At 67.0% G+C, this 24,993-nt stretch carries 22 protein-coding genes; 11 read left to right on the top strand and 11 right to left on the bottom strand.

Annotated elements, in window-relative coordinates:
- The first annotated feature begins 73 nt into the window (after nt 1–73).
- From parE to E9536_RS25075, 3 genes are all read left to right on the top strand, one after another.
- Entirely contained in the window at nt 74–2,056 is a 1,983-nt protein-coding gene (parE, locus tag E9536_RS25085; RefSeq protein ID WP_027786784.1) for a DNA topoisomerase IV subunit B, read from the top strand.
- Between the two features lie 69 nt (nt 2,057–2,125).
- A complete protein-coding gene (parC, locus tag E9536_RS25080) occupies nt 2,126–4,447 on the top strand; it encodes a DNA topoisomerase IV subunit A (protein WP_059697995.1) in 2,322 nt (773 codons plus the stop codon).
- A gap of 253 nt (nt 4,448–4,700) precedes the next feature.
- Nucleotides 4,701–5,159 (top strand): CopD family protein, encoded by a 459-nt coding sequence (locus E9536_RS25075; RefSeq protein ID WP_021158534.1) that lies wholly within the window; start codon nt 4,701–4,703, stop codon nt 5,157–5,159.
- Nucleotides 5,160–5,208: 49 nt separating this feature from the next.
- On the opposite strand, the gene E9536_RS25070 is transcribed toward E9536_RS25075, so the two are convergent.
- Entirely contained in the window at nt 5,209–6,093 is an 885-nt protein-coding gene (locus tag E9536_RS25070; protein WP_059697994.1) for a LysR family transcriptional regulator, read from the bottom strand.
- Nucleotides 6,094–6,206: 113 nt separating this feature from the next.
- Between E9536_RS25070 and E9536_RS25065 the strand changes: the two genes are divergently transcribed.
- Nucleotides 6,207–6,653, top strand: coding sequence for a multidrug/biocide efflux PACE transporter (locus tag E9536_RS25065; protein WP_060357749.1), 447 nt, complete (start codon nt 6,207–6,209; stop codon nt 6,651–6,653).
- Nucleotides 6,654–6,701: 48 nt separating this feature from the next.
- On the opposite strand, the gene E9536_RS25060 is transcribed toward E9536_RS25065, so the two are convergent.
- The 7 genes from E9536_RS25060 to E9536_RS25025 all read right to left on the bottom strand — a co-directional run bounded on the left by E9536_RS25060 (nt 6,702) and on the right by E9536_RS25025 (nt 15,051).
- Nucleotides 6,702–7,910, bottom strand: a complete 1,209-nt coding sequence (locus E9536_RS25060) for a chromate transporter (RefSeq protein WP_027786787.1) — start codon at nt 7,908–7,910, stop codon at nt 6,702–6,704.
- A 196-nt stretch (nt 7,911–8,106) separates the two neighbouring features.
- A complete protein-coding gene (locus tag E9536_RS25055) occupies nt 8,107–10,446 on the bottom strand; it encodes an EAL domain-containing protein (protein WP_027786788.1) in 2,340 nt (779 codons plus the stop codon).
- A 219-nt stretch (nt 10,447–10,665) separates the two neighbouring features.
- Nucleotides 10,666–11,547 carry a PhzF family phenazine biosynthesis protein gene (locus tag E9536_RS25045; protein WP_059688839.1) on the bottom strand — a complete coding sequence of 294 codons (882 nt, stop codon included), beginning with the start codon at nt 11,545–11,547 and terminating at the stop codon, nt 10,666–10,668.
- 13 nt (nt 11,548–11,560) lie between these two features.
- Complete coding sequence (locus tag E9536_RS25040) at nt 11,561–12,019, bottom strand: RidA family protein (RefSeq protein ID WP_006478174.1); 459 nt, start codon at nt 12,017–12,019, stop codon at nt 11,561–11,563.
- Between the two features lie 42 nt (nt 12,020–12,061).
- Nucleotides 12,062–13,243, bottom strand: coding sequence for a PLP-dependent aminotransferase family protein (locus E9536_RS25035; RefSeq protein WP_048025387.1), 1,182 nt, complete (start codon nt 13,241–13,243; stop codon nt 12,062–12,064).
- 152 nt (nt 13,244–13,395) lie between these two features.
- Nucleotides 13,396–14,304 carry a DMT family transporter gene (locus E9536_RS25030; RefSeq protein WP_021158543.1) on the bottom strand — a complete coding sequence of 303 codons (909 nt, stop codon included), beginning with the start codon at nt 14,302–14,304 and terminating at the stop codon, nt 13,396–13,398.
- Between the two features lie 54 nt (nt 14,305–14,358).
- The gene (locus E9536_RS25025; protein ID WP_136471054.1) at nt 14,359–15,051 is read right to left on the bottom strand and encodes a VOC family protein; all 693 of its coding nucleotides are present in this window, start codon (nt 15,049–15,051) and stop codon (nt 14,359–14,361) included.
- Nucleotides 15,052–15,281: 230 nt separating this feature from the next.
- Here E9536_RS25025 and E9536_RS25020 point away from each other — a divergent pair, with 230 nt between their 5' ends.
- The 4 genes from E9536_RS25020 (at nt 15,282) to E9536_RS25005 (ending at nt 19,882) form a co-directional block, all read left to right on the top strand.
- A complete protein-coding gene (locus E9536_RS25020) occupies nt 15,282–16,742 on the top strand; it encodes a PLP-dependent aminotransferase family protein (protein WP_027786792.1) in 1,461 nt (486 codons plus the stop codon).
- 157 nt (nt 16,743–16,899) lie between these two features.
- Nucleotides 16,900–18,798, top strand: coding sequence for a molecular chaperone HtpG (gene htpG, locus E9536_RS25015; protein WP_136471052.1), 1,899 nt, complete (start codon nt 16,900–16,902; stop codon nt 18,796–18,798).
- Nucleotides 18,799–18,806: 8 nt separating this feature from the next.
- Nucleotides 18,807–19,406, top strand: a complete 600-nt coding sequence (locus E9536_RS25010) for a chorismate lyase (protein ID WP_060172975.1) — start codon at nt 18,807–18,809, stop codon at nt 19,404–19,406.
- Nucleotides 19,406–19,882 carry a DNA-deoxyinosine glycosylase gene (locus E9536_RS25005; RefSeq protein ID WP_136471050.1) on the top strand — a complete coding sequence of 159 codons (477 nt, stop codon included), beginning with the start codon at nt 19,406–19,408 and terminating at the stop codon, nt 19,880–19,882. The genes E9536_RS25010 and E9536_RS25005 overlap by 1 nt, the downstream gene beginning before the upstream one ends.
- A 43-nt stretch (nt 19,883–19,925) precedes the next feature.
- Here the strand turns inward: E9536_RS25005 and E9536_RS25000 are convergent, their stop codons facing one another.
- Complete coding sequence (locus E9536_RS25000; protein WP_136471048.1) at nt 19,926–20,180, bottom strand: hypothetical protein; 255 nt, start codon at nt 20,178–20,180, stop codon at nt 19,926–19,928.
- A gap of 143 nt (nt 20,181–20,323) precedes the next feature.
- On the opposite strand from E9536_RS25000, the gene E9536_RS24995 reads away from it, so the two are divergent.
- The 3 genes from E9536_RS24995 (at nt 20,324) to E9536_RS24985 (ending at nt 23,229) form a co-directional block, all read left to right on the top strand.
- Complete coding sequence (locus E9536_RS24995) at nt 20,324–21,241, top strand: hypothetical protein (RefSeq protein WP_060085994.1); 918 nt, start codon at nt 20,324–20,326, stop codon at nt 21,239–21,241.
- 198 nt (nt 21,242–21,439) lie between these two features.
- The gene (locus E9536_RS24990) at nt 21,440–21,682 is read left to right on the top strand and encodes a DUF3311 domain-containing protein (protein WP_027786798.1); all 243 of its coding nucleotides are present in this window, start codon (nt 21,440–21,442) and stop codon (nt 21,680–21,682) included.
- Nucleotides 21,679–23,229 carry a sodium:solute symporter family protein gene (locus E9536_RS24985; RefSeq protein WP_059697981.1) on the top strand — a complete coding sequence of 517 codons (1,551 nt, stop codon included), beginning with the start codon at nt 21,679–21,681 and terminating at the stop codon, nt 23,227–23,229. The genes E9536_RS24990 and E9536_RS24985 overlap by 4 nt, the downstream gene beginning before the upstream one ends.
- 61 nt (nt 23,230–23,290) lie before the next feature.
- On the opposite strand, the gene E9536_RS24980 is transcribed toward E9536_RS24985, so the two are convergent.
- Nucleotides 23,291–23,746 (bottom strand): VOC family protein, encoded by a 456-nt coding sequence (locus E9536_RS24980; protein ID WP_027786800.1) that lies wholly within the window; start codon nt 23,744–23,746, stop codon nt 23,291–23,293.
- Between the two features lie 242 nt (nt 23,747–23,988).
- Entirely contained in the window at nt 23,989–24,942 is a 954-nt protein-coding gene (gene tal / locus E9536_RS24975; protein WP_027786801.1) for a transaldolase, read from the bottom strand.
- Between the last annotated feature and the right edge of the window lie 51 nt (nt 24,943–24,993).

Raw genomic sequence — 24,993 nt, 5'->3', positions numbered from 1 at the left:
TCAACGTTTTGTCCACGACGTTATCCACACGAGGTGTGGACAACGTCCCGATGAATGACGAAATTCAGCGCCTATGTCAACGAAGAAACCCAGCGCGGCCTATAGCGAAGCATCGATCAAGGTGCTCAAGGGTCTCGAGCCGGTCAAGCAGCGGCCCGGCATGTACACCCGTACCGAGAATCCGCTGCACATCATCCAGGAAGTCATCGACAACGCGTCCGACGAAGCGCTCGGCGGCTACGGCAAGCAGATCACGGTCACGCTGCACGCTGACCAGTCGGTCTCGGTCGAGGACGACGGCCGCGGCATCCCGTTCGGCATGCACCCGGAAGAGGGTGTGCCGGTCGTAGAGATCGTATTCACGCGCCTGCACGCGGGCGGCAAGTTCGACAAGGCCGCGGGCGGCGCCTATACGTTCTCGGGCGGCCTGCACGGCGTCGGCGTGTCGGTGACGAACGCGCTCGCGACGCGCCTCGACGTCACCGTCTGGCGCGACGGCAAGATCGCGGAACTCGGCTTCGCCGAAGGCGATGTGGTGAAGCCGCTGGCGACGCAGGGCGCGGGCCGCGGTGAAAAGAAATCCGGCACGCGCGTGCAGGTGTGGCCGAATCCGAAGTACTTCGATTCGCCGAACCTGCCGCTCGGCGAGCTGCAGCGCCTGCTGCGCTCGAAGGCCGTGCTGCTACCGGGCGTCGAGGTCGTGCTCGTCAACGAAAAGAGCGGCGAGCGCCAGACGTGGAAATATGAAGACGGCCTGCGCGGCTACCTGCTCGACGAAATGAACGGCAGCGAGCTGCTGATCCCGTTGTTCGAAGGCGAGCGTTTCGCCGATTCGCGTTCGGGCGACGACACCTTCGCCGAAGGCGAGGGCGCATCGTGGGTCGTCGCCTGGAGCGAGGAAGGTTCGCTCGTGCGCGAGTCGTACGTGAACCTGATCCCGACGCCGGCCGGCGGCACGCATGAATCCGGCCTGCGCGACGGTCTCTACCAGGCGGTGAAAAGCTTCGTCGAACTGCACAACCTGCAGCCGAAGGGCGTGAAGCTGCTCGCGGAAGACGTATTCGCGCGCGTGTCGTTCGTGCTGTCGGCGAAGGTGCTCGATCCGCAGTTCCAGGGGCAGATCAAGGAACGCCTGAACAGCCGCGACGCGGTGAAGCTCGTGTCGTCGTTCTCGCGTCCCGCGCTGGAGCTGTGGCTGAACCAGCACGTCGAGCACGGCAAGAAGCTCGCCGAACTCGTGATCAAGCAGGCCCAGGCGCGCACGCGCGCGGGCCAGAAGGTCGAGAAGCGCAAGAGCTCGGGCGTTGCGGTGCTGCCCGGCAAGCTGACCGACTGCGAGACCGAGGACATCACGCGCAACGAGCTGTTCCTCGTCGAGGGCGACTCGGCGGGCGGTTCCGCGAAGATGGGCCGCGACAAGGAATACCAGGCGATCCTGCCGCTGCGCGGCAAGGTGCTGAATACCTGGGAAACCGAGCGCGACCGCCTGTTCGCGAACAACGAGGTGCACGACATCTCGGTGGCGATCGGCGTCGATCCGCACAGCCCCGATGAAAGCGTCGACCTGTCGAACCTGCGCTACGGCAAGATCTGCATCCTGTCGGACGCGGACGTCGACGGCTCGCACATCCAGGTGCTGCTGCTCACGCTGTTCTTCAAGCATTTCCCGCAACTGATCGAGCGCGGCCACGTGTGCGTCGCTCGGCCGCCGCTGTTCCGCGTCGATGCGCCGGCGCGCGGCAAGAAGGCGGCGCAGAAGCTCTATGCGCTCGACGAGGGCGAACTGGAAGCGATTCTCGACAAGCTGCGCAAGGACGGCGTGCGCGAGACGCAATGGAGCATCAGCCGCTTCAAGGGGCTCGGCGAAATGAGCGCCGAGCAGCTGTGGGACACCACGATGAACCCCGACACGCGCCGCCTGATGCCGGTGAAGCTCGGCGAACTCGACTACGAGGCGACCGTCGCGCGCATGACGATGCTGATGGGCAAGGGCGAGGCGGCCGCGCGACGCGGCTGGCTCGAGGAAAAGGGCAACGACGTCGAAGCGGACATTTAAGCCGGGAATCCGCGCGGTCGGGCATGACGCCCGGCCCGGCCTCACGCCACTTACGAATACGGAATTCAGATGGACGACAACACCTCCGATCTCTTTGCCGACTCCGGCGCGCCAGAGAGCGATGCGCTGACGCTCGGCAACTACGCGGAGCAGGCGTATCTCAGCTACGCGGTCAGCGTCGTGAAGAGCCGCGCGCTGCCCGACGTGTGCGACGGCCAGAAGCCGGTGCAGCGCCGGATCCTGTTCGCGATGAACGAAATGGGCCTCGGCCCGGACGCGAAGCCGGTGAAGTCGGCGCGCGTCGTGGGCGACGTGCTCGGTAAATACCACCCGCACGGCGACCAGTCGGCGTACGACGCGCTCGTGCGTCTCGCGCAGGATTTCTCGCTGCGCTACCCGCTGATCGACGGGCAGGGCAACTTCGGCTCGCGCGACGGCGACGGCGCGGCGGCGATGCGATACACCGAAGCGCGGCTCACGCCGATCTCGAAGCTGCTGCTCGACGAGATCGACCAGGGCACGGTCGACTTCATGCCGAACTACGACGGCTCGTTCGAGGAGCCGAAGACGCTGCCGAGCCGCATGCCGTTCGTGCTGCTGAACGGCGCGTCGGGTATCGCGGTCGGTCTCGCCACCGAGATCCCGTCGCACAACCTGCGCGAGGTCGCGGCGGCGGCGGTCGCGTTGATCCGCAATCCGAAGCTCTCGCATGCGGAGCTGATGAACCTGATCCCCGGCCCGGATTTCCCGGGCGGCGGCCAGATCATCTCGAGCGACACGGAAATCGCGGCGGCCTATGAAACCGGCCGCGGCAGCCTGAAGGTGCGCGCACGCTGGAAGATCGAGGATCTCGCGCGCGGCCAGTGGCAACTGGTCGTCACCGAGTTGCCGCCGAACACGTCGGGCCAGAAGGTGCTCGAGGAAATCGAGGAGCTGACGAACCCGAAGCTCAAGCTCGGCAAGAAGACGCTCACGCCCGAGCAGCTCAACACGAAGAAGGCGATGCTCGACCTGCTCGACGCGGTGCGCGACGAGTCGGGCAAGGAAGCGGCGGTGCGGCTCGTGTTCGAGCCGAAGTCGCGCACGATCGACCAGACGGAATTCGTGAACACGCTGCTCGCGTACACGAGCCTCGAGTCGAACGCGACGCTGAACCTCGTGATGATCGGCGCCGATGGCCGGCCGGGCCAGAAGGGCCTGCTGACGATCCTCGACGAATGGGTGAAGTTCCGCCAGCTGACGATGACGCGCCGTTGCCGCCATCGTCTCGCGAAGGTCGACGACCGCATCCACATCCTCGAAGGGCGGATGATCGTCTTCCTGAACATCGACGAGGTGATCCGCATCATCCGCGAGTCGGACGAGCCGAAGGCCGCGCTGATGAGCGCGTTCGGCCTCAGCGAACGGCAGGCGGAAGACATTCTCGAAATCCGGCTGCGCCAGCTCGCGCGGCTCGAGAAGATCAAGATCGAGAAGGAACTCGAAGCGCTGCGCGACGAGAAGGCGAAGCTCGAGGAGCTGCTCGCGAACGAAAGCGCGATGAAGCGGCTGATGATCAAGGAGATCGAGGCCGACGCGAAGCAGTACGGCGACGATCGCCGCACGCTGATCCAGCAGGAAAAGCGCGCGACGTTCGAGGCGAAGGTGGTCGACGAACCGGTGACGGTGGTCGTGTCGCAGAAGGGCTGGGTGCGTGCGCTGAAGGGCCACGGGCTCGACCCGGCCGGCTTCACGTTCAAGGCCGGCGACCATCTGTACGCGGCGTTCCAGTGCCGCACGCCGGATCGCCTGATCGCGTGGGGCAGCAGCGGCCGCGTGTACTCGGTCGACGTGTCGGTGCTGCCGGGCGGGCGCGGTGACGGCGTGCCGGTCACGTCGCTGATCGAGCTCGAATCGGGCTCGCACCTGATGCACTACTACGCGGCGCCGGCTGACCAGCAACTGCTGCTCGCGTCGAGCAACGGTTTCGGCTTCCTCGCGAAGGTCGGCGACATGGTGAGCCGCGTGAAGGCCGGCAAGTCGTTCATGACCATCGATGCGGGCGCGGTGCCGCTCGCGCCGATGCCGGTGCTGCCGAACGCGACGCAGGTCGCGTGCCTGTCGAGCGGCGGCCGCCTGCTGGTGTTCGGGATGGACGAGATGAAGACGCTGTCCGGCGGCGGTCGCGGCGTGATCCTGATGGCGCTCGACGACAAGGAAACGCTCGTGCAGGCGCTCGCGATCGATCCGGCCGGCGTCGTGCTGATCGGTACCGGCCGCGGCGGCAAGGCGCAGGACGAGACGCTGTCGTATGCGGGGCTGGCGCCGCACGTCGGCAAGCGCGCACGCAAGGGCCGCGCACCGGAGACGAAGCTCAAGGTCGTCAACGAGCTGCGTCCGCTGCTCGGCTGACGCGACGCACGATCGATCGACCGGCCGGTTCAGCCGTGATCGAAGGCCGCACCTCCGCTTCGGCGGGCGTGCGGCCTGTTTTTTTGAGCGGGGATTCGGGTAAGCAAGCGTGGCGTTGTCACGCGGAACTTGCAAAATAGTGTGAAATCGCGCCTGGGGTCTGAACCGGGCGGCGACAATCCGGTCGAACGTCGCTCGATGCCGCGTGCGACGCGGCCGTTCGCCGTACCCCACTCCTCACAGGATTGCCCTCATGTCCCATGCTGTCTCCGTCGCGCTGTTTCTTCATCTGCTGGCCGTCGCCGTGTGGGTGGGCGGGATGGTCTTCGCCAACTTCTGCCTGCGTCCGGCGCTGTCCGACCTGTCGCCGCAGCTTCGGTTGCCGCTGATCGAAGGCGTGTTCGGCCGCTTCTTCAACTGGGTGTCGGGTGCCGTGATCGTGATCCTGCTGTCCGGCGGCTTCCTGCTCGTGGAATTCGGCGGCGCGCACGCAACGTGGTCGCTGCACGCGATGGCCGGGCTCGGCGTCGTGATGATGCTGATCTTCGGGCATATCCGGTTCGCGCTGTTCCCGCGCATCCGTCGTGCGGTGCAGGCGCAGAAGTGGCCGGACGGCGCGCGCGCGGTGAATACGGTGCGCCTGCTCGTCCTCGTGAACCTCGTGCTCGGCGTCGTGACGATCGGCGCGGCGGTGTTGTCGCGCGGTTTCTGACCTGTCGGTGCCGGCCGGCGCGCAGCCGCCGGCGCATCGGCCTGCGTCGCTACGCGGCCAGCATCGCATCGAGCAGCCATGAGCCGACCGGGCCGAGCGGCCGGTTGCGCGACCAGACCGCATCGACCCGCACGCGGCGCGGCCAGCCGCGTGCACGCAGTTCGCACAGGCGATCGCGCGCAAAGTGGTCGACCATCCAGCGCGGCAGTTCGGCCCAGCCGAACCCCTGCACGGCCATCTCCAGCAGCATCAGGTAGCTCGGCGCCAGCCAGTGGTGCGTGCCGACGACGATCCGGTCGCCGGTGCCGCGACCTTCCGGTTTCACATAGGTATTGAGGCGCAGTTCGCGCACGTCGCGCAGCGCGGCGTGCGGCACGTCGGCGTCGCCGTATTCGGCGAGCGCGTGCATGCGGCCGACGAACAGCCCGATCTCCGATTCCTCCGCGATCGTCGCCGCGCCGATGTCGGCCGGGTAGGCCGCGCGCGCGGCCATCAGCCCGAGCTGCGCGCGTCCCTGCTGGATCAGGTCGAGCACGTCGTCGTGCTCGGCGATCTGGCATTCGAACTCGAGCGCCGGAAAGCGCCGCTCGAGCGCCATCAACGTTTCCTCGTAGCGCTTCGACTGGTACGTATCGGACACGACGAGCGTCAGCCGCGCTTCCTCGCCGCGCGCGAGCCGCGCGGCCGTGCGGTCGATTGCCGCGCCGGCCTCGAGTGCGCGCTGCACCTGCGGCAGCAGCGCCCGCCCGGCGTCGGTCAGCGTCGGCGTGCGCGTCGAGCGGTCGAACAACTGCACGCCGAGATCGATCTCGAGGTTCGCGATCGCCTCCGACACGGTCGACTGGCGCTTGCCGAGCTTGCGCGCGGCGGCCGTGAACGAACCGAGCAGCGCGGCTTCGGCGAATGCGAGCAGGGCTTCGGGGGCGTGGCGCATGCGGCGCTCCTGATGGCGTTATATCGGAAAAACCGATGATATCAAACTGGATTCATACGGTTGTGCCGATCAAAATGGCCGCCATCAACGAAGCAGACGAATCGGAGGGAATCATGAAACAGGTCAACAAAACGGTGACGGAACGGTTGCTGCATGCACTGACGTTCGAACTGGTCGCGATCGCGCTGTGCGCGCCGCTCGGCGCGTGGCTGCTCGACATGCCGGTGTCGCACGTCGGCGTGCTGACGGTGATGGTGTCGCTGATCGCGATGGCGTGGAACATGGTGTTCAATACGCTGTTCGACCGCGTCGAGCGGCGCGCGGGGTGGTCACGCACGCTCGGCGTGCGGATCGCGCATGCGGCCTTGTTCGAGCTCGGCCTCGTCGTGCTGGTGGTGCCGGTCGCCGCGTGGTGGCTGAACGTGAGCCTCGTCGAGGCGCTGCTGCTCGACCTCGGTATCGTGCTGTTCTTCCTGCCTTACACGTTCGCCTTCAACCTTGCGTACGACGCGCTGCGCGCCCGCTGGATGGCACGCCGGGTCGCGGTGCAGGCAGGGTAAGGACGGGCGAATGCCGGTCAAGGCCGACGGGGCGGCGGCTGCCGCCCGTCAGCGCGCGGCGGCCCACAGCCACACGCCGCACGCAACCGCGACCGTGCCGTACACGGCATAGACGGGCACCTTGAAGCGCGCGAAGCAAAGCGTCGCGAAGGCGCCTGTCAGCCAGTAAACGGGGTCGGCCGGTTCGCGGTGCAGGATCCTCACGACCGCGACGACGAGAAAACCCGTGGTCGCCGCGCGCAGCAGGCGCATCCCGTGCTCGAAACGCGAATGGCGCTTGAGCCGGGACAGATGGTTCTGCGCAAACACGACGAGGCAGCCCGACGGAATGAACAGCGCGGCCGTCGCGAGCAGCGCGCCGACCCAGCCGTCGGTCAGGTAGCCGAGAAACGGCACGACGTTCAGCAGCGGCCCCGGCGCGACGGGCGACAGCGCGAACGCAAGCGTGAAGTCGTGATCGGAGATGCCGGTTGCCGGCGTGACGAACAGCGTCTTGAGCACGGGCAGCGCGGAAAAGCCGCCGCCGAACAGCGTCATGCCGGCGCCGGCGAGGCGCGGCCACAGCAGCGTCGCCTGGTAATCGCCGGGCAGCGGCACCGCGAACAGCGTGACGAGTACGCCGAGCAGCACGAGCAGGTTGCGGTCGCGGGCCGACAGCGTGAAATCGACCGCGTCGCGCTGCGGCGGCCCGGTCAGCCAGCCCGCCGCGAATGCGGCGAAAAGAATCCCGACGAAAGCGGCCGGATTATGCGCGAAAGCAAGCAGAATCGTCGACAGCGCGGCGATCAGCTGTTCGCCCCGTGTGCGCGCGAGCGAGCGCAACTGCTTGACCCACGTCACGCCGATCAGTGCGGCGAGCACCATCCCGAAGTGATTGATCAGCATCGGCGCCGCCAGCGAGCGTACGAATGGCGTGCGATAGAAGATCGCGAACAGCGTCATCAGGATGGAGAAGGGCAGCACGCTCGCGATGCCGGCAACCCATGCGCCGACGCGGCCATGTAGTATCTGGCCGACCTGTACCGCCACGTTGCAGCCTACGGGGCCCGGCACGAGCCAGGCCAGCGCGACGAGATCGCCGAATACGTGAGGCTCGATGCGCTGCAGCCGCTCCACGTAGTGGCGTTCGAGTTGCGCCATCATGGAAAGCCCGCCCCACGAGACCGCCGAAATGCTGGCAACGACCTTGAACAGGTCCCACAGGGAAGCCTGTGCCTGTTCGACATCAGCGGTCGCTTCGATTTCGACGGTTGTCATCTTGGTAGTGTGGGCTCGGGGCCCGATCTCTCGCGTATGGCCATACCGGCGGCCCGCCGACACGTTGCCCCTCCCGATTGTCCGCCGCGCATCGTGACACGACCATGAGCGAAAACGCTAGTTCATGAACCGGACAATCGGATCGGAAAACGAAACAATGACGGTGCACGCAACGCCCGCCACGGCTACGGTGCGCTTACGCGCCCGTACTGCCCGTCGCGCGGTGCGCGATCACGTTCGGTGAATCGCTGCGCACGCCGAAGCGTGCGATCAGCGCGGGAATCGCATCGGCCGGCACCGGTCGCGAGAACAGGAAGCCCTGCGCTTCGATCTCGCCGAGCGCGGACAGCCACGTGATCTGCTCCTCGGTTTCCGTGCCCTCGACGACGACGGTCAGCCCGAGCGAGCGCGCGAGATGCACGATCGACGACACCATCACGCACACGCTGCGATCGTTCGGGATCGCCTGCACGAACGAGCGGTCGACCTTCAGCGTGTCGACGGAGAAGCGGTGCAGGTACGACAGCGACGAATAGCCGGTGCCGAAATCGTCGAGTGCGATCCGGATGCCGAGTTTCTTCAGTGCGACGATCTTCTCGGACACGAGCTCCGGATATTCCATCATCGCGGTTTCGGTGATCTCGATTTCGAGCCGGTTCGCGTCGATGCCGGTTTCCTGCAGCGTGCTCGAGATCGTCTCGATCAGGTCGCCGCGCCAGAACTGCACCGGCGAGATGTTGACCGCGAGCGTCAGCGTATCGTGGCCCTCGTCGCGCCAGCGTGCGATCTGCTCGCACGCGGTGCGGATCACGAAGTCGCCGATCGGCACGATCAGGCCGGTCGATTCGGCAATCGAAATGAATTCGTTCGCGGAGATGATCCCGTGCTCCGGGTGATCCCAGCGCGCGAGCGCCTCGAAGCCGGTGATGTGGCGGTGCGTGAGGTCGATCTTCGGCTGGTACGCGAGGAACAGCTGCCCCTCGGCGAGCGCGACGCGGAGTTGCTGCTCCCAGCGCATCAGGTGGTCGGCGCGGTGCGACAGGTGCGGCGCGTAGAACTGGTAGCAGTTCTTGCCGGCGTCCTTCGCGCTGTACATCGCGAGATCGGCCTTCTTCAGCAGGTCGATCTCGCTTTCGTTCGCGACCGTGTGCAGCGCGATGCCGATGCTCGCGTGCAGGACGAACGAGCTGCCGCGCACGTCGAACGGCTCGCTGAACATCCGGATGATCGCTTCCGCGAGCCGCACCGCGCGCCGCTCGACGTCGTCGCCCTTCATCACGACGACGAACTCGTCGCCGCCGATCCGCGCGAGCGAGCCTTCGTCGCCGACCGCATCGGCCAGGCGCGACGCGGTCATCTGCAGCACGATATCGCCGGCGTTGTGGCCGAGCGTGTCGTTGACGGTCTTGAAGTTGTCGAGGTCGATGAACAGCAGCCCGAGCCGCGACAGGCTCGTCGGCATCGACACGTCGTTGCGCAGCCCGCGCAGCGTCGCATAGCGGTTCGCGAGGCCGGTGAGCAGGTCGTATTCGGCGAGCTGCGTCATTTCCCGCTCGCGGCCGAGCAGCTTGCCGATCAGGCCCGTCGCGACGCCGAAGAACGCGAGCATCGCGAGCGTGATGAAGCTCGTCATCAGCAGGTAGACGTTGCGCGTGTGGTAGTAGTCCGCGAATTCCTCGGTCTGCGACAGCCCGACCATCACCGCGAGCGGGTAGCCGTCGAGGTGGCGGTACGACACGATGCGCGTCACGCCGTCGATCGGGTCGATGATCGTGCCCGTCACGCGCTCGGCGATCGGGTAGACGCCCGACGCTGAAAACGCGCCCGGCGCGTTGCTGACCGAGCCCGTGCGCCGCGCGAGCACGCCGCCCGTATCGGACACCACCGCGATCACGCCTTCCTTGCCGATCGCCGCGTTATTGTAGAAGTCGTTCGTGAAGTAGCTCGGGTCTTCCGACACGACGACGATGCCCGCGAAGCTGCCGTCCGGGTTGTTCAGGCGGCGTGTCATCTGCAGCGTCCAGTGGCTCGATACGCGGCCGAGCACGGGCTTGCTGATGAAGAGGCGGTCGTCGTTGTGCGCGAGGTGGACCTTGAAGTGCTCGCGGTCGGACAGGTTGATCGGCTGCGGATGCAGCTCGGCCGTGTTCGCGAACAGGATGCCCTTCGCGTTGACGAGCGACACCTGGATCAGCGTGTCGCTCGGCACGACGCCTTTCTCGACGGCGCTCGCGAGGTTGAAGCGCGCGGGGGACTTCTCGAATTCGAACTTGACGAAGCGGGTGATCTGGTCGACCTGGTGGATCGCCTTGACCGTATGCTGCTCGAGCGCGGAGGACAGGATCGCCGCGGAAGCCGCCGCCTCCTTGTAGGCGCTGTCCTTTTCCACCGAGAGACGCGCGATGATCACAGCCCACAGCAGCGCAAGCGCCAGCATCCCGAGCAGCGGGATCGCAAATAGCGCACGCCGGCGCGATTTGCGCGGCGCGCGAAGCGGCCGGGTCGGCGGCGTGTGGTTGGACCGGGCGGAGCTCATCGAAGAGGGTGGCGTCCTGCTCGCGTGCGCCATCCGTCAGGATGGCTGGCTATGGTTCGGGTTGTCCCGACGTCTGTTCGTTCGCGGGACACGCAACCATGGACAGACCTCCGAAACAACGGATTAGGCCCGATATTACTGGCTGGAACGTTTTTGCGATAGTTGGGCGAAGCGTAGGGGGGCGCCGGGCGGACCGGCGCCATCGCACATCGCGAAATGTCACACGGGTGACAGGAAGGTGCCGTCGACGACCGTGACGACATGGCCGCCGATCCAGGTGGTGCCGTCTTCGGCATAGCTGACGAAGATGCGGCCGTCGCGGCCGATCGCCGTACCCTGGCGGGCCGTATACGACGGGCCGGGGCGGCGCTCCTGCCGCGTCAGCAGCCCCGCCAGTGCGGCGTTTGCGCTGCCGGTGACGGGATCCTCGCCGAAGCCGAAGTTGCCGCCCGTCATCAGGCAGCGGATTTCGAACGTCGCGGGGCCGCCTTCGGCGTGCGGGGCGTAGACGGCGAGGCCGTCCATGCCGTAACGGTGCGTGAGCGCCTCCAGCGCGGCCGGATCGGGCGACAGGCCGATGCACGCGTCGGCCGACTTCAGCCGCACGACCAGCCACGGCGCGCCGTTGTCGACCGCGCACGGCTCGGCTTCCAGGTCGATCGCGTCGCTGCGCAGCGCGGCAGCCAGCGCCGCGTAGTCCGAACGGTCGAGCGGCGTGACGCGGGCCGGCGGCGCGGCGAACGCCCAGCCGTCGGCCTGCTCGCGCAGCGCAACCAGGCCGACCCCGCACTGCTGGATCAGCCGGCCCGGCGTACGCGGCCGCGCGCCGCTTTCCAGGAACGCATGCGCGGTGCCGAGCGTCGGGTGGCCGGCGAACGGCAGTTCACCGGCCGTCGTGAAGATCCGGACGCGGTAGTCGGCTTCCGGATCGGTCGGCGTGCAGACGAACGTGGTTTCCGACAGGTTCGTCCAGCGGGCGATCTCGAGCATGGCGTCGTCGCCGAGCGAATCGGCGTCGAACACCACGGCGAGCGCGTTGCCCTTGAACGGCACCGACGTGAACACGTCGACCTGCTTGAAGCGGACGAGACGGCCGGGCACTGCGTTGCGCCCGTTACGCAACTTCGGCGATCAGCTCGATCTCGACGCACGCGCCGAGCGGGATCTGCGCGACACCGAAAGCCGAGCGTGCGTGCTTGCCCGCGTCGCCGAACACTTCGGCGATCAGTTCCGACGCGCCGTTCGTCACGACGTGCTGTTCGGTGAAGTCGAGCGTCGAGTTGACGAGGCTCATCAGCTTGACGATGCGCGTGACCTTGTTCAGGTCGCCGGTGTGCGCGTGCAGCGTCGCGAGCAGGTCGATCGCGATCGAGCGCGCGGCCGCCTTGCCGTCTTCCGTCTGCAGATCCGCGCCGAGCTTGCCGGCCCAGACCTTGCCGTCCTTCTTCGCGATGTGGCCCGACAGGTAGACCGTATTGCCGCTTTGCGCGCTCATCACGTAGGCGGCGGCCGGTGCGCCGGCGGTCGGGAGCTCGATGCCGAGCGACTTCAGCTTGTCGTAGACGTTAGCCATGGATTCGATTCCTCGTAGAGAGTCGTGACAGGAAAAAGGGGATCAGAGGCGCTCGCGCAGCAGCTTGCCGAGGCGAGCGACGCCTTCCTCGATCTTCTCGGGCGGCACCGTCACGAACGACAGGCGCAGCGTGTTCTGCTGCGCGTTGTCCGCGAAGAACGGCGCGCCCGGCACGAAGGCGACGTGGTTGTCGACGGCCGCGGCGAGCAGCTTCATGCTGTCGATCTGCGCGGGCAGGTTCACCCAGATGAACATCCCGCCTTCCGGGCGGTTCCACGTGACGCCTTCCGGCATGTGGCGCTCGAGCGAGCCGAGCATCGCGTCGCACTGCGCGCTGTACAGCTCGCGGATCGTCGGGATGTGCTCGTCGAGGAAACCGTCCTTGATCACTTCGTGCGCGATGCGCTGCGTGAGCGTCGGCGTATGCAGGTCGGTGGCCTGCTTGGCCTGCACGAGCTTGAAGTGGAGTTCCTCGGGCGCAATGATGTAGCCGATCCGCAGGCCCGGCGCGAGCACCTTCGAGAACGTGCCGAGGTGCACGACGTGATCGGGCGCCATCGACAGCATCGTCGGCAGCGGTTCGCCGCGGTAGTTCAGCGCGCCGTACGGATCGTCTTCCAGCACCGGGAACGGGCTCGACTGCGCGAACGCGGCGAGCGCGCGGCGGCGCTCGACGGGCAGGCGGCGGCCGGTCGGGTTCTGGAAGTTCGGCTGCGCGTACAGCAGGCGCGCGCCTTGCGTGAGTTCCGGCGTCAGGCCTTCCGGCAGCAGGCCCTGCTCGTCGGTCGGCACCTGCACGTAGCGCGGCTCGTACAGCGAGAACGACTGTAGTGCGCCGAGGTAGGTCGGGGTTTCGACGAGGATCGGGCTGCCCGGATCGACGAGCGCCTTGCCGAGCAGGTCGAGCGCCTGCTGCGAGCCGGTCGTGATCAGCACCTGCGACACGCGCACGCTGTAGCGCTCGGCGATCCATTCGCGCAGCGGCAGGTAGCCTTCGGTTGCGCTGTACTGGAGCGCGGCGGCCGGCGCGTCGCGCAGCACGCGATCGGCGGCGGCGCGCATGCGTTCGGCCGGGAACGTCGCGGGGGCGGGCAGGCCGCCGGCGAACGAGATGACCTCGGGGCGTTCCGTGACCTTCAGGATTTCGCGGATCGCAGAGCTCGTCAGCTTGCGGGCGCGTTCGGAAAGCTGCCAGTGCGGCGGATGCAGGTCGCTCGGATTCATAGTCTCCTCGTTCGGATATCGTGGTCAGTCAAGAAAGGTCGTTCGGGCAAATCGCTTCGACGCTGCCGGGTGGGCATGCGCGAGCGCGATCGAGCCTTCGCGGCCGGGTGGGCAAAACCGATCAGGCAAAACGTCCATTATGGCGCACCTGTTCAGCCGGCGCGAGCCGGTTGCGCGGCCGTGGCGACTGCCGAGCGGCGCCCGAGCACCACGGTGGCGATCACCGCGGCCGCGAACAGCCACGTGGACGACGTGACCGTTTCGCCGAACAGCAGCGCGGAAAAGGCGATCGTGAAGAAAATCTGCAGCAGTTGCACCTGGCCCACGCGCGCGATGCCGCCCATCGCGAGCCCCGCGTACCACGCGAAAAAGCCGATGAATTGAGAAAAGAGGGTCACGTAGCCGAAGGCGAGCCACGTGCGCAGGGCGAGCGGGCCCGGATGCGCGGCATGCTGCATCCATGCGAGCCAGCCGACCGGCAGCACGAGGAACGGCGCGGACACGACGAGCGCCCAGCAGATCACCTGCCAGCCGCCGATCTGGCGCGCGAGGCGCGCGCCTTCCGCATAGCCGAGCGCGCCGATGCCGACCGCGACGAGCATTAGCGCGTCGCCGGCCTGCACGGTGCCGCCGCCGTCGCGCAGCGCGAACGCGATCACGAGTGCGCTGCCGGCCACCGCGCTGGCCCAGAACGCCTTCGACGGCCGCTCGTGCGACAGCCATGCCGCGTACAGCGCGACGAACAGCGGCTGGAGGCCGTTGACCACTGCGCCGTGCGACGCCGGTACCGATTTCATCGCCCACGCGGAGAACACCGGATACGCGATGATCACGCCCGCCGACGTGATCGCGAGGCTTTTCAGTTGCGCGCGGGTCGGCAGCGGCTCGCGGCGCCACCACAGCAGCAGGCCGGCCGGTACGGCGGCGGCGAGCGCGCGGCCGAGCCCGTTGAGCAGCGGATGGAGTTCGGAGACGACGATCCGCGTCATCGGCAGCGTCAGGCTAAAGATCATGACGCCGATGAGGCCGAGCAGCATGCCTCGGGTTTCGCGCGAATTCATGGGGTAAGTGTCTCCGTGTTGCCGGTATTGGGGTGGGGGCGGGGCGGCGGGGGCTCAGCGCAGCGTGCGCGGGCCCTGCGGCGTGTCGAATTCGGCGACGAGCGCGGGCGGGCCGTCGGCGGCTTCGAGGTCGAGCAGATGGGCGGCGCCGAGCCAGTCGAGCTGCTCGCGGACGGCGTCGGCACGCGGGTGGGTGCCCTTGAGCGCCTTCAGCGCGATGCCGTTATCCGGCAGCGACTCGGCCGGGTGGCGCGGGCTGTCCCACTGGATCAGCGACGGCACGAGCCCGTCGCCCGAGCCCTGCCACGCCGGGAAGCTGCCGTCGTCGGGCACCGTGAGGCCCCAGCGCAGGTCGCCGCGGCTCATCGTGACCACGGGCGCGATGCGTGCCGGGTACTGGCTCTGCCACAGCGCGAGCTGGCGCGGACGGTCGACGCGCGCGACCCAGTGCGCCAGAAACGGGCCTTGCGCGAGCCGCGCGTGCATGGCCGGCTCGTCGAGCGCGAACAGCCGGGCGCGCGGCGGCTCGGCGCCGTCGTTCGGCGCCGGCGCGTCGGGGTCGATCGCGATCACCTCGAGGTACAGCCCGCCCCACGCGCCGAACAGCGCATTGTGGGTTCGCATCAGCGGGTGGCGGCCGCCGCCGGCCGGTTCGATGCCGAGCGCGTCGGCGACATGGCGTACGCCTTCGTCGAGCGTGCGCGCGGCGATCACGAGATGGTCGAGTGTCAGGGAGCGGGCTGGCATGAACGTCGGTCGGGAAGCGAAAGTGTCATGGTGGGCAGGCGAGGCGCCGGGCGATGGCCGGACCGGCCGGCGTACCGGCCGCGATGCGGGCCGGTGGGCGCGGTGCCGGGTGCGGCGGTGCCGGAACGGCGGCCGCACGGTTGCCAGTCCGGTCAACTGTAATCGTCGCTACCGGCACAGTAACGGTACAATCGGCGCGATAGCCTTCGGTACAGTTGGAGCTGCCGCCCATGTCCACCGTTCCACTCGCCCAGATTCCCGCGCCGCACGATACGGCCACGCTCACGCTCGTCGACCAGCTGGTCCAGTGGGCGCGGCGGCGTATCGACGAACGCGTGTTCCGGCCCGGCATGCGGATGCCGTCGATCCGCAAGCTCGCGCTCGACAAGAGCGTATCCCGCTTCACCGTCGTCGAGGCCTATGAGCGGCTCGTCGCGCAGGGCTATCTCGACTCGCGGCGCGGCTCGGGTTTCTACGTGCGCGAGCGCACGGCCGCCGGCCCGCAGCCGGCCGACAGCGTCGCGCGCGTGGCCGAGGCCGCGCCGGTGCACAACACGATCGACGTCGTCTGGCTGCTGCGCAACATGCTGCACACCGTCAGCCCGGAAAAGGGGCCGGGTCTCGGCTATCTGCCGGGCCGCTGGCTCGACGGCGAACTGATTACCGGCGCGCTGCGCGCGCTCGGGCGCCAGTCCGGCGCGCAGATGCTCGGCTTCGGCACCGCGCAGGGCTTCCTGCCGCTGCGCCAGCAACTGCAGACGCGCCTCGCCGAAGTGGAGATCGGCGCGAAACCCGAGCAGATCGTGCTCGTCTCGGGGATCACGCAGGCGATCGACCTGATTTCGCGGATCTACATGCGGCCTGGCGACGCGGTGATCGTCGGCGATCCGGCCTGGTTCCAGATGTTCGGCCGCTTCGCGGCGCAGGGCGCGCAACTCGTCGGGATGCCTTACACGCCCGACGGCCCCGATCTCGACGCGCTCGAAACCCTGGTGCAGATGTGGCGGCCGAAGATGCTCGTGATCAACTCGGTGCTGCAGAACCCGACCGGCACGTCGCTGTCGGCCGCGCAGGCGTTCCGGATCCTGAAGCTCGCGGAGGCGTACGACTTCCTCGTCGTCGAGGACGACGTGTACGGCGACCTGTGCCCGCCGAGCTATCCGGCCACGCGCCTCGCGAGCCTCGACCAGCTGAAGCGCGTGATCTACCTCGGCAGCTATTCGAAGACGCTCGCGGCGAACCTGCGGGTCGGCTATGTCGCGTGCGCGCCGGAGATCGCGAAGGCGGTCACCGACCAGAAGATGCTGGTCGGGATGACGACGCCCGAGCTCAACGAGCGCGTGCTCTACAAGATCCTGACCGAAGGGCATTACCGGCGCCACGTCGAGCGGCTGCGCGCGCGGCTCGACGGCGTGCGCGACAAGACCGCGCGGATGCTCGAGCGCACCGGGCTCGGCCTCTTCACGATGCCGGCGGCCGGGATGTTCCTGTGGGCCGACACGGGCGTCGACTCCGACGCGCTCGCGGCGGTCGCGCACGAGGCCGGCTTTCTGCTGACGCCGGGCAGCCTGTTCTCGCCGCAGCAATCGCCGTCGACGTGGATGCGCTTCAACGTCGCGAACTGCGGCGATCCGGCGCTGCCGGGGCTGCTGTCGCGCTATATCGATTCGGCCGTACGCCGCGCGTCGTGACCCGGCGCGGCACGCCGGCCCTTGAAATCGGGCGTGCGATCCCCAGATACGCGCGCAAACCGCTTGCGCCAGGCGGTGGCCCTTCAGGGCCGTCCGGCATCGCGCGCCGGGCGCCTGCGCCACACCATTCAAGTTCAAGTAAGAGGAAACAGCATCCATGGCACATGAAACGATGAGCTTTCAGGCAGAGGTCAAGCAACTTCTCCACCTGATGATCCATTCGCTCTACAGCAACAAGGAAATCTTCCTGCGCGAACTGGTGTCGAACGCGTCCGACGCGGCCGACAAGCTGCGTTTCGAAGCGCTCGCGGACAACGCGCTGTACGAGAACGATCCGAACCTGCGCATCCGCATCGGCTTCGACAAGGCCGCCCGCACGATCACGATCGAGGACAACGGCATCGGCATGAGCCGCGACGAGGCGATCGCGAACCTCGGCACGATCGCGCGTTCGGGCACCAAGGAATTCTTCACGAAGCTGTCCGGCGACCAGCAGAAGGACGCGGCGCTGATCGGCCAGTTCGGCGTCGGTTTCTACTCGGGCTTCATCGTCGCGGACAAGATCACCGTCGAGACGCGCCGCGCGGGCCTGCCGGCGAACGAAGCCGTGCGCTGGGAAAGCGCGGGCGAGGGCGACTTCACGATCGACGCGATCGAGCGCGCGCAGCGCGGCACGGCGATCACGCTGCACCTGCGCGAAGGCGAGGACGAGCTGCTGTCGTCGCACCGCCTGAAGTCGATCATCCAGAAGTATTCCGATCACATCGCGCTGCCGATCCTGATGCAGAAGGAAGAGTGGGATCAGGAAAAGGGCGAGATGGTCCTGAAGGACGAGGACGAGACCGTCAACCAGGCGAGCGCGCTGTGGACGCGTTCGAAGAGCGACGTCACCGACGAGCAGTACACGCAGTTCTACCAGCACATCGCGCACGACCACCAGGATCCGCTCACGTGGACGCACAACCGCGTCGAGGGCCGCAGCGAATACACGCAGCTGCTGTTCGTGCCGGCGCACGCGCCGTTCGACCTGTGGAACCGCGACTACCGCGGCGGCCTGAAGCTGTACGTGAAGCGCGTGTTCATCATGGACGACGCCGAGCAGCTGCTGCCGCAATACCTGCGCTTCGTGAAGGGCGTCGTCGATTCGGCCGACCTGCCGCTGAACGTGTCGCGTGAAATCCTGCAGGAAAGCCGCGACGTGAAGGCGATCCGCGAAGGCGTGACCAAGCGCGCGCTGTCGATGCTCGAGGAACTCGCGAACGCGGAAGAGGATGCCGGCAAGGAGAAGTACAAGACGTTCTGGGGCGCGTTCGGCCAGGTGCTGAAGGAAGGCCTCGGCGAGGATCACGCGAACCGCGAGCGCATCGCGAAGCTGCTGCGCTTCGCGTCGACGCACGGCGACACCGACGCGCAGGACGTGTCGCTCGCCGACTACGTGTCGCGCATGAAGCCCGAGCAGAGCAAGATCTACTACGTGACGGCCGATACGTGGCAGGCCGCGAAGAACAGCCCGCACCTTGAAGTGTTCCGCAAGAAGGGCGTCGAGGTGCTGCTGCTGACCGACCGCGTCGACGAATGGATGCTGTCGTTCCTGCATGAATTCGACGGCAAGCCGCTCGCGAGCGTGGCGCGCGGCGACCTCGACCTCGGCGAGCTGAACGACGAAGAGAAGAAGGCGCAGGAAGAAGCGGGCGAGGCGATCAAGCCCGTCGTCGAGAAGATGAAGGAAGCGCTCGGCGACAAGGTGAAGGAAGTGCGCGTCACGTTCCGCCTGACCGATTCGCCGTCGTGCCTCGTCGCCGACGACAACGACATGAGCGGCTACCTGCAGCGGATGCTGAAGGCGGCCGGCCAGAATGCGCCGGCGATGCAGCCGATCCTCGAGATCAACCCGGAGCACGCGCTCGTCAAGCAACTGAAGGCCGACAGCGCCGATTTCGGCGACTGGGCCCATCTGTTGTTCGATCAGGCGCTGCTGGCCGAAGGCGGCATGCTGGACGATCCGGCGAGCTTCGTGAAGCGGACCAACGCGCTGCTGCTGTCGCGCGCCGCGTGAACGCGCGCTTGCGATTCGACGGCGGGCAGGCCGGCTGGCGCGAGACGCCGCGGCCTGGCTGCACGCTCGACCAGCGCGACTGGCTGACGCGCGGCGGATCGCTGACCGCGCACCTCGCGCGGCTCGGCCGCGTGAACGTGCGGGTGACGCGCGAGGCCGTCGACTGCCCGTGGTTCGACGAGCCGGACGCGCTCGCCAGTTCGCCGCGCGCGCCGATGTGGGTGCGCGAGGTGATCCTGTCGGTCGACGGCACGCCTTTTGTTGCCGCGCACAGCATCGCGCCGCTCGCGGCCAGCAAGGGCGTGTGGCAGGCAATGCGGCGGCTGCGCACGCGGCCGCTGGCCGAGTTGCTGTACAGCGATCCGCAGGTCGAACGTTCTGCGCTCGTCAGCCGGCGTGTGATCGCCGGCCATCCGCTGTATGCGCTCGCGAGCCATGCGCTCGGCGCGGGCGTGCGCGCGCCGCATGCGTTCGCCGCGCGACGCTCGGTGTTTCAGCGTCACGGCAAGCCGTTGATGGTCACCGAATGCATGCTGCCGGCGCTGTGGCGTCATCTCGATGCGCACGGTGACGGGCCCCGGTCCGTCGGGCCGCGTGGAGTCGCATGATGCTGCAGGGGTTTGCGCCGGTCGTCGGGCCGGATACGCACACGATGATCCTCGGCAGTTTTCCGGGCGAGGCGTCGCTCGACGCCGCGCAGTATTACGCGCATCCGCGCAACCAGTTCTGGCGGTTGCTGGGGGCGGTGCTCGGCGAGCCGACGCTTCATGACCTGCCGTACGATGCGCGGCTCGTGTGCGTGCTTTCGCATGGCATCGGCATCTGGGACGTCCTCGATGCATGCCATCGGAAAGGCAGTCTCGACTCGGCGATCCGGAATGCGAAGCCGAACGACTTCGATTCGTTGCGGGAACATGCGCCGTTGCTCAAGCGCGTGTGCTTCAACGGCAAGACGGCAGGGCGGTTCGCCGACGTGATCGGCCACGCCGGATACGACACGCTCGTGCTGCCTTCGTCGAGTCCGGCGAATGCAATGTTGTCGTTCGAGCAGAAGCTCGCGCAGTGGCGGGGGATTCGCGACTGATTGCGGCGTGAGGGGCGAGGCGGGCAGCCATCGTGCGCGACGCTCAATCGTCCTTGCCCCATCTCCATTTGGGCTTCTCGCCCTTGATCCAGCACACCATGGTCAGCAGTGCGACCAGCACCACGATGCACACGCCGTAGGCGAACGGTGAACGGTGAGGCGGCGCCAGCCATGCGCTTGCGATGATCCCGAGCGCGAACAGCACCAGCACGACCCAGCCCTGCCACGCAACCGGCAATCCCCAGCCCCATCCGTAGCGTTTCGCCGGAAACCAGATCTTCCTGTTGGTTGAGGTCATGTTTCCTCCTTTGAGCGATGAATGCCGTGTATCGCCAACGGGATTCGAAGTCGGGTGCGGCCGGGCGCGCCTCGCGGCCGCCATCCCCCACCAATGCTATCCTCTCGTCCGCTAAAACCAGCGTCATCCAGCGAGATTCAATCATGACCCGACTGATCAAGCGCGCGTCCGCCGAGGCGCGCGCGTTCAAGAATCGCAAGCCGTCCTCCTATAACGGCTCCGAAAAACTCCAGCCGCCGCGCGTGAAGCGCCGCCCGGACATCGACGAACACGACGACGTGCCCGTGCTCGAAGCGCCGCGCAAGCCGCGCTTCGCGCCCGTCACGTTCTCGGAAGAGGGCGGCGTGCGCTTCCTGCATTTCGGCACCGAGTGGGTACAGGGCGCGATGCGGATCTCGAAGCCGCTGCACATCGAGCTCGAATACGCGCAGCAGATGATGGCGTGGCTGCTGTTCCTCGAAACACCCGGGCGGATCGTCCAGCTCGGGCTCGGCACCGGTGCGCTGACCAAGTTCTCGCACCGCTTCCTCCCGCAGGCGAAGGTCGAGGCCGTCGAGCTGAACCCGGCCGTGATCGTCGCCGCGCGCACGATGTTCGCGATGCCGCCCGACGACGCACGTCTCGTCGTGCACGAAGCCGACGCGTGGGACTTCGTCAACGACCCGGCCAACCGCGGCACGACGGGCGCGATCCAGATCGACCTGTACGACGCGACCGCGCGCGGCCCGGTGCTCGACAGCGTCGCGTTCTACCGTGCGGTGCGCGGCTGCCTTGCCGACGCGGGCATCGCGACGATCAACCTGTTCGGCGACCATCCGAGCTTCGTGCGCAACATGAAGCACCTGAACGCGGCGTTCGATCATCGCGTGATCGCGCTGCCGGAAGTGCATGACGGCAACCGCATCGCGATCGCGTTCTCGGGCCCCGCGCTCGACGTGTCGTTCGCGCAGCTCGACGCGCGTGCGAAGCTGATCGAGGACACGCTGAAGCTGCCCGCACGCAAGTGGGTGAAAGCTTTGAAAGAAACGATCGGCGCGCGCGATACCTCGTTCGCGATCTGACGCTTCAGGCACCGGCGGCAGGCCGGTGCAACCACGCGGCAAGGGGCGGATCACCTCGGGTTCGCCCCTGCTTGACCGCGTGCTCGCGGCTCCTATACTGGCGCGAAGCCAGGGGAGCCGCAGCCTACCCGTTTTGCGCTCCTCTCGGCGCCGTACCCGCTCAACAAGATCGATAACCGGGAAAGAAGAGGAGACGTCATGGCTCACGATGCCGACGCCAACCGGGCCGCCAAGCGCTGGCTCTGGCTGCTGGTACTGCCGTTGATCGCGATGGTCTGGGTACCGTCGTACAGCAAGATCGAACCGCAGGTGTTCGGTTTTCCGTTTTTCTACTGGTACCAGCTGCTTTGGGTCTTCATCAGCGCGGTGATCACCGCGTTCGTGTACTTCAAGACCAAGAACGCGTGGAAGGCGAGCGGCCCGCAGGGAGGTGCACGATGAATCTCGGCGCAACCTTCGTCTTCGTCCTGCTGTTCATCGGCGTCACGATCATCGGTTTCCTGGCCGCAAACTGGCGGCGCGGCGATCTCGCCCATCTCGACGAATGGGGCCTCGGCGGACGCCGCTTCGGCACGATCGTCACGTGGTTCCTGCTCGGCGGCGACCTCTATACGGCGTACACGTTCGTCGCGGTGCCCGCGCTCGTGTTCGGCGCCGGTGCGATGGGTTTCTTCGCGCTGCCCTATACGATCCTGATCTATCCGTTCGCGTTCGTCGTGTTCCCGAAGTTGTGGAGCATCGCGAAGCGGCACGGCTACGTGACGGCCGCCGACTTCGTCAACGCGCGCTACGGCAGCCGGATGCTCGCGCTCGCGATCGCGGTGACGGGCATCCTCGCGACGATGCCGTACATCGCGCTGCAGCTCGTCGGCATCGAAGTGGTGATCGGCGCGCTCGGTTTCGACACGACCGGCTTCGTCGGCGACCTGCCGCTGATCATCGCGTTCGCGATCCTCGCCGCGTACACGTACACGTCGGGCCTGCGCGCGCCCGCGATGATCGCGATCGTCAAGGACATCCTGATCTACATCACGATCGCCGCGGCGGTCATCGTGATCCCGGCGAAGCTCGGCGGCTTCGGACACATCTTCGCGAGCGTGCCGCCGGCCAAGCTGCTGCTGAAGGCGCCCGACGCGATGAGCCTGAACGGCTACAGCGCGTACGCGACGCTCGCGATCGGCTCGGCGCTCGCGTTGTTCCTGTATCCGCACTCGGTCACGGCGATCCTGTCGTCGTCGTCCGGCAACTCGATCCGCCGCAACATGGCGATGCTGCCCGCGTACTCGTTCGTGCTCGGCCTGCTCGCGCTGCTCGGCTACATGGCGCTCGCGGCGGGCGTGAAGGACATGCCGCAGTACGCGCCGTACTTCAAGGCGTTCGGCCCGAACTTCGCGGTGCCCGCGCTGTTCCTCGAGTATTTCCCGTCGTGGTTCGTCGGCGTCGCGTTCGCGGCGATCGGCATCGGCGCGCTGGTGCCCGCGGCCATCATGTCGATCGCGGCCGCGAACCTGTACACGCGCAACATTCACCGCGAGTTCGTGAACCGCAACATGTCGCACGAGCAGGAGACGCACGTCGCGAAGCTCGTGTCGCTGATCGTGAAGGTCGGCGCGGTCGCGTTCATCCTCGGGCTGCCGCTGACCTATGCGATCCAGCTGCAGCTGCTCGGCGGGATCTGGATCATCCAGACGCTCCCCGCGATCGTGCTCGGCCTCTACACGCGCGTGCTTGACCATCGCGGCCTGCTGGCCGGCTGGGCGGCCGGCATCGTGTGCGGCACGTGGATGGCGATTTCGTTGAAGCTGGCCGGATCGATCTTCACGATCCACCTGTTCGGTCTCGCGATTCCCGGCTACGCGGCCGTGTGGTCGCTGATCGTGAACCTGGTGGTGGCGGTGGTGGTGAGCGTGCTGGTGCGCGTGATGGGCATGGCGCATGCGGAGGATCGCACGCGGCCGGAGGACTATCTCGACGTCGTCGAAGGCTGAGACGGACGACGCGCGGTAACGAAAACGCCCGCCACCGTGAGGTGGCGGGCGTTTTCCTGCGTCAGCCCTGCGCGCGTTTCGCGAGCTCCTCGCGCTGCGACAGGTCTTCGACGTTGACCATCCAGTGCACGCCGAAGCGATCCTTGGCCATCCCGAAGCCGAGCGCCCAGAACGTCTTGCCGAACGGCATCGTCACTTCGCCGCCGTCGGCGAGCGCATTGAACAGCTTCTGGCCTTCCTCGACCGTCTCCGGGTTCAGCGACAGCGAATAGCCGGCGTGCGCGGCGCCTGCCGGCTGGCTGCAGTCGCCGTCCGAGCACATGATCATCGAGTCGCCGATCGTGAAGCTCGCATGCATCACCTTGTCGCCCATCTCCGGCGCCATCGGGTAGTCGGGATTCGGCGGCGCGTCCTTGAAGTGCATCTTGAACATCGTCTTCGCACCGAGTGCCTTTTCGTAGAACTGAAGGGCTTCGTCGGCGCGACCGTAGAACGTCAGGTACGGTTGAACTTGCATCGTTGTCTCCTGTGATGAGCCGGCCTGCGCATCTGCGCGGGTTCGGCGTCGAACAAGACTGACCGGGAAAAGGGGGGCATCGGGAGGCGGCCGCCGCACCCGTGACGTGGATTGTAGTGCGCGTGCTTGACGATGGAATGAAAAATAAAAACGGCCGCGAACATGACGTTCGCGGCCGTGTGCGCCGCGCTTGCTGACGGCTGTTGTCAGTGTTGCCGACAGCTGCTGACGCGTATCGCGGCTCAGCGCAGCGAGTCGATCAGCTTCTCGAGCTTCACCGCATCGGCGGCGAATACGCGGATGCCTTCGGCGAGCTTTTCGGTTGCCATCGCGTCGTCGTTCAGCTGGAAGCGGAACGCTGCCTCGTCGATCGCGACACGCGCGGCGGGCTTGTCGTGCAGCGCTTCCGGCGACAGCTTGCGCGTGACCGTCTCGTTGCTGTCCTGCAGCTTCTGCAGCAAATCGGGACTGATCGTCAGCAGGTCGCAGCCGGCGAGTTCGGTGATCTGGCTGGTCGTGCGGAAGCTCGCGCCCATCACTTCGGTCTTGTAGCCGAACGTCTTGTAGTACGTGTAGATGCGGCGCACCGACTGCACGCCCGGATCGTTCGCGCCGCCGTCCTTCTCTTCATTCCACTCCGCGCCTGCCTGCTTCTTGAACCAGTCGTAGATGCGGCCGACGAACGGCGAGATCAGCTGCGCGCCGGCTTCCGCGCAGGCGGCGGCCTGCACGAGCGAGAAAAGCAGGGTCATGTTGCACTTGATCCCGTCCTTCTGCAGCACTTCGGCCGCGCGGATGCCTTCCCACGTCGACGCGAGCTTGATCAGGATGCGCTCGCGGCCGATGCCGGCTGCTTCGTACAGCTTGATGAGCTCGCGACCCTTGTCGATCGAGCGCTGGGTGTCGAACGACAGGCGCGCGTCGACCTCGGTCGACACGCGGCCCGGGATCAGCTTCAGGATCTCGGTGCCGAATGCGATCAGCAGGCGGTCGATGATGAAGTCGGTGCTTTCGTTGCGATGATCGCGGACGGTTTTCTCGAGGATCGGCTTGTACGCGTCCTTCTGGACGGCCTTCAGGATCAGCGAAGGGTTCGTGGTCGCGTCCTGCGGCTGGTATTGCGCAAGCTGCTGGAAATCGCCCGTGTCGGCGACGACGGTCGTGTACTGCTTCAGCTGGTCGAGTGCGGTAGTCATGGCGATTCGGAAGAAGGGCGCAAGGCGCCGGGTTCTCACGGGCCGCGCGAG

It is taken from the genome of Burkholderia sp. LS-044, from assembly GCF_004803625.1.
GTDB classification, from domain to species: Bacteria; Pseudomonadota; Gammaproteobacteria; order Burkholderiales; family Burkholderiaceae; genus Burkholderia; species Burkholderia cepacia.
The sequence above is the reverse complement of the archived record's forward strand: the minus strand, read 5'-3'. Positions and strand labels throughout refer to the sequence as shown.

What these genes read in the sequence shown, in the direction of transcription:
- E9536_RS25020 (WP_027786792.1), top strand. Translation starts at nt 15,282, where the DNA reads ATGTCCACCGTTCCACTCGCCCAGATTCCCGCGCCGCACGATACGGCC.
- E9536_RS25035 (WP_048025387.1), bottom strand. Translation starts at nt 13,243, where the DNA reads ATGAATCCGAGCGACCTGCATCCGCCGCACTGGCAGCTTTCCGAACGC.
- E9536_RS25030 (WP_021158543.1), bottom strand. Translation starts at nt 14,304, where the DNA reads ATGAATTCGCGCGAAACCCGAGGCATGCTGCTCGGCCTCATCGGCGTC.
- E9536_RS24995 (WP_060085994.1), top strand. Translation starts at nt 20,324, where the DNA reads ATGACCCGACTGATCAAGCGCGCGTCCGCCGAGGCGCGCGCGTTCAAG.
- E9536_RS25055 (WP_027786788.1), bottom strand. Translation starts at nt 10,446, where the DNA reads ATGAGCTCCGCCCGGTCCAACCACACGCCGCCGACCCGGCCGCTTCGC.
- E9536_RS24990 (WP_027786798.1), top strand. Translation starts at nt 21,440, where the DNA reads ATGGCTCACGATGCCGACGCCAACCGGGCCGCCAAGCGCTGGCTCTGG.
- tal (WP_027786801.1), bottom strand. Translation starts at nt 24,942, where the DNA reads ATGACTACCGCACTCGACCAGCTGAAGCAGTACACGACCGTCGTCGCC.
- E9536_RS25060 (WP_027786787.1), bottom strand. Translation starts at nt 7,910, where the DNA reads ATGACAACCGTCGAAATCGAAGCGACCGCTGATGTCGAACAGGCACAG.
- E9536_RS25075 (WP_021158534.1), top strand. Translation starts at nt 4,701, where the DNA reads ATGTCCCATGCTGTCTCCGTCGCGCTGTTTCTTCATCTGCTGGCCGTC.
- E9536_RS25000 (WP_136471048.1), bottom strand. Translation starts at nt 20,180, where the DNA reads ATGACCTCAACCAACAGGAAGATCTGGTTTCCGGCGAAACGCTACGGA.
- parC (WP_059697995.1), top strand. Translation starts at nt 2,126, where the DNA reads ATGGACGACAACACCTCCGATCTCTTTGCCGACTCCGGCGCGCCAGAG.
- parE (WP_027786784.1), top strand. Translation starts at nt 74, where the DNA reads ATGTCAACGAAGAAACCCAGCGCGGCCTATAGCGAAGCATCGATCAAG.
- E9536_RS25025 (WP_136471054.1), bottom strand. Translation starts at nt 15,051, where the DNA reads ATGCCAGCCCGCTCCCTGACACTCGACCATCTCGTGATCGCCGCGCGC.
- E9536_RS25040 (WP_006478174.1), bottom strand. Translation starts at nt 12,019, where the DNA reads ATGGCTAACGTCTACGACAAGCTGAAGTCGCTCGGCATCGAGCTCCCG.
- E9536_RS24985 (WP_059697981.1), top strand. Translation starts at nt 21,679, where the DNA reads ATGAATCTCGGCGCAACCTTCGTCTTCGTCCTGCTGTTCATCGGCGTC.
- htpG (WP_136471052.1), top strand. Translation starts at nt 16,900, where the DNA reads ATGGCACATGAAACGATGAGCTTTCAGGCAGAGGTCAAGCAACTTCTC.
- E9536_RS25065 (WP_060357749.1), top strand. Translation starts at nt 6,207, where the DNA reads ATGAAACAGGTCAACAAAACGGTGACGGAACGGTTGCTGCATGCACTG.
- E9536_RS24980 (WP_027786800.1), bottom strand. Translation starts at nt 23,746, where the DNA reads ATGCAAGTTCAACCGTACCTGACGTTCTACGGTCGCGCCGACGAAGCC.
- E9536_RS25070 (WP_059697994.1), bottom strand. Translation starts at nt 6,093, where the DNA reads ATGCGCCACGCCCCCGAAGCCCTGCTCGCATTCGCCGAAGCCGCGCTG.
- E9536_RS25005 (WP_136471050.1), top strand. Translation starts at nt 19,406, where the DNA reads ATGCTGCAGGGGTTTGCGCCGGTCGTCGGGCCGGATACGCACACGATG.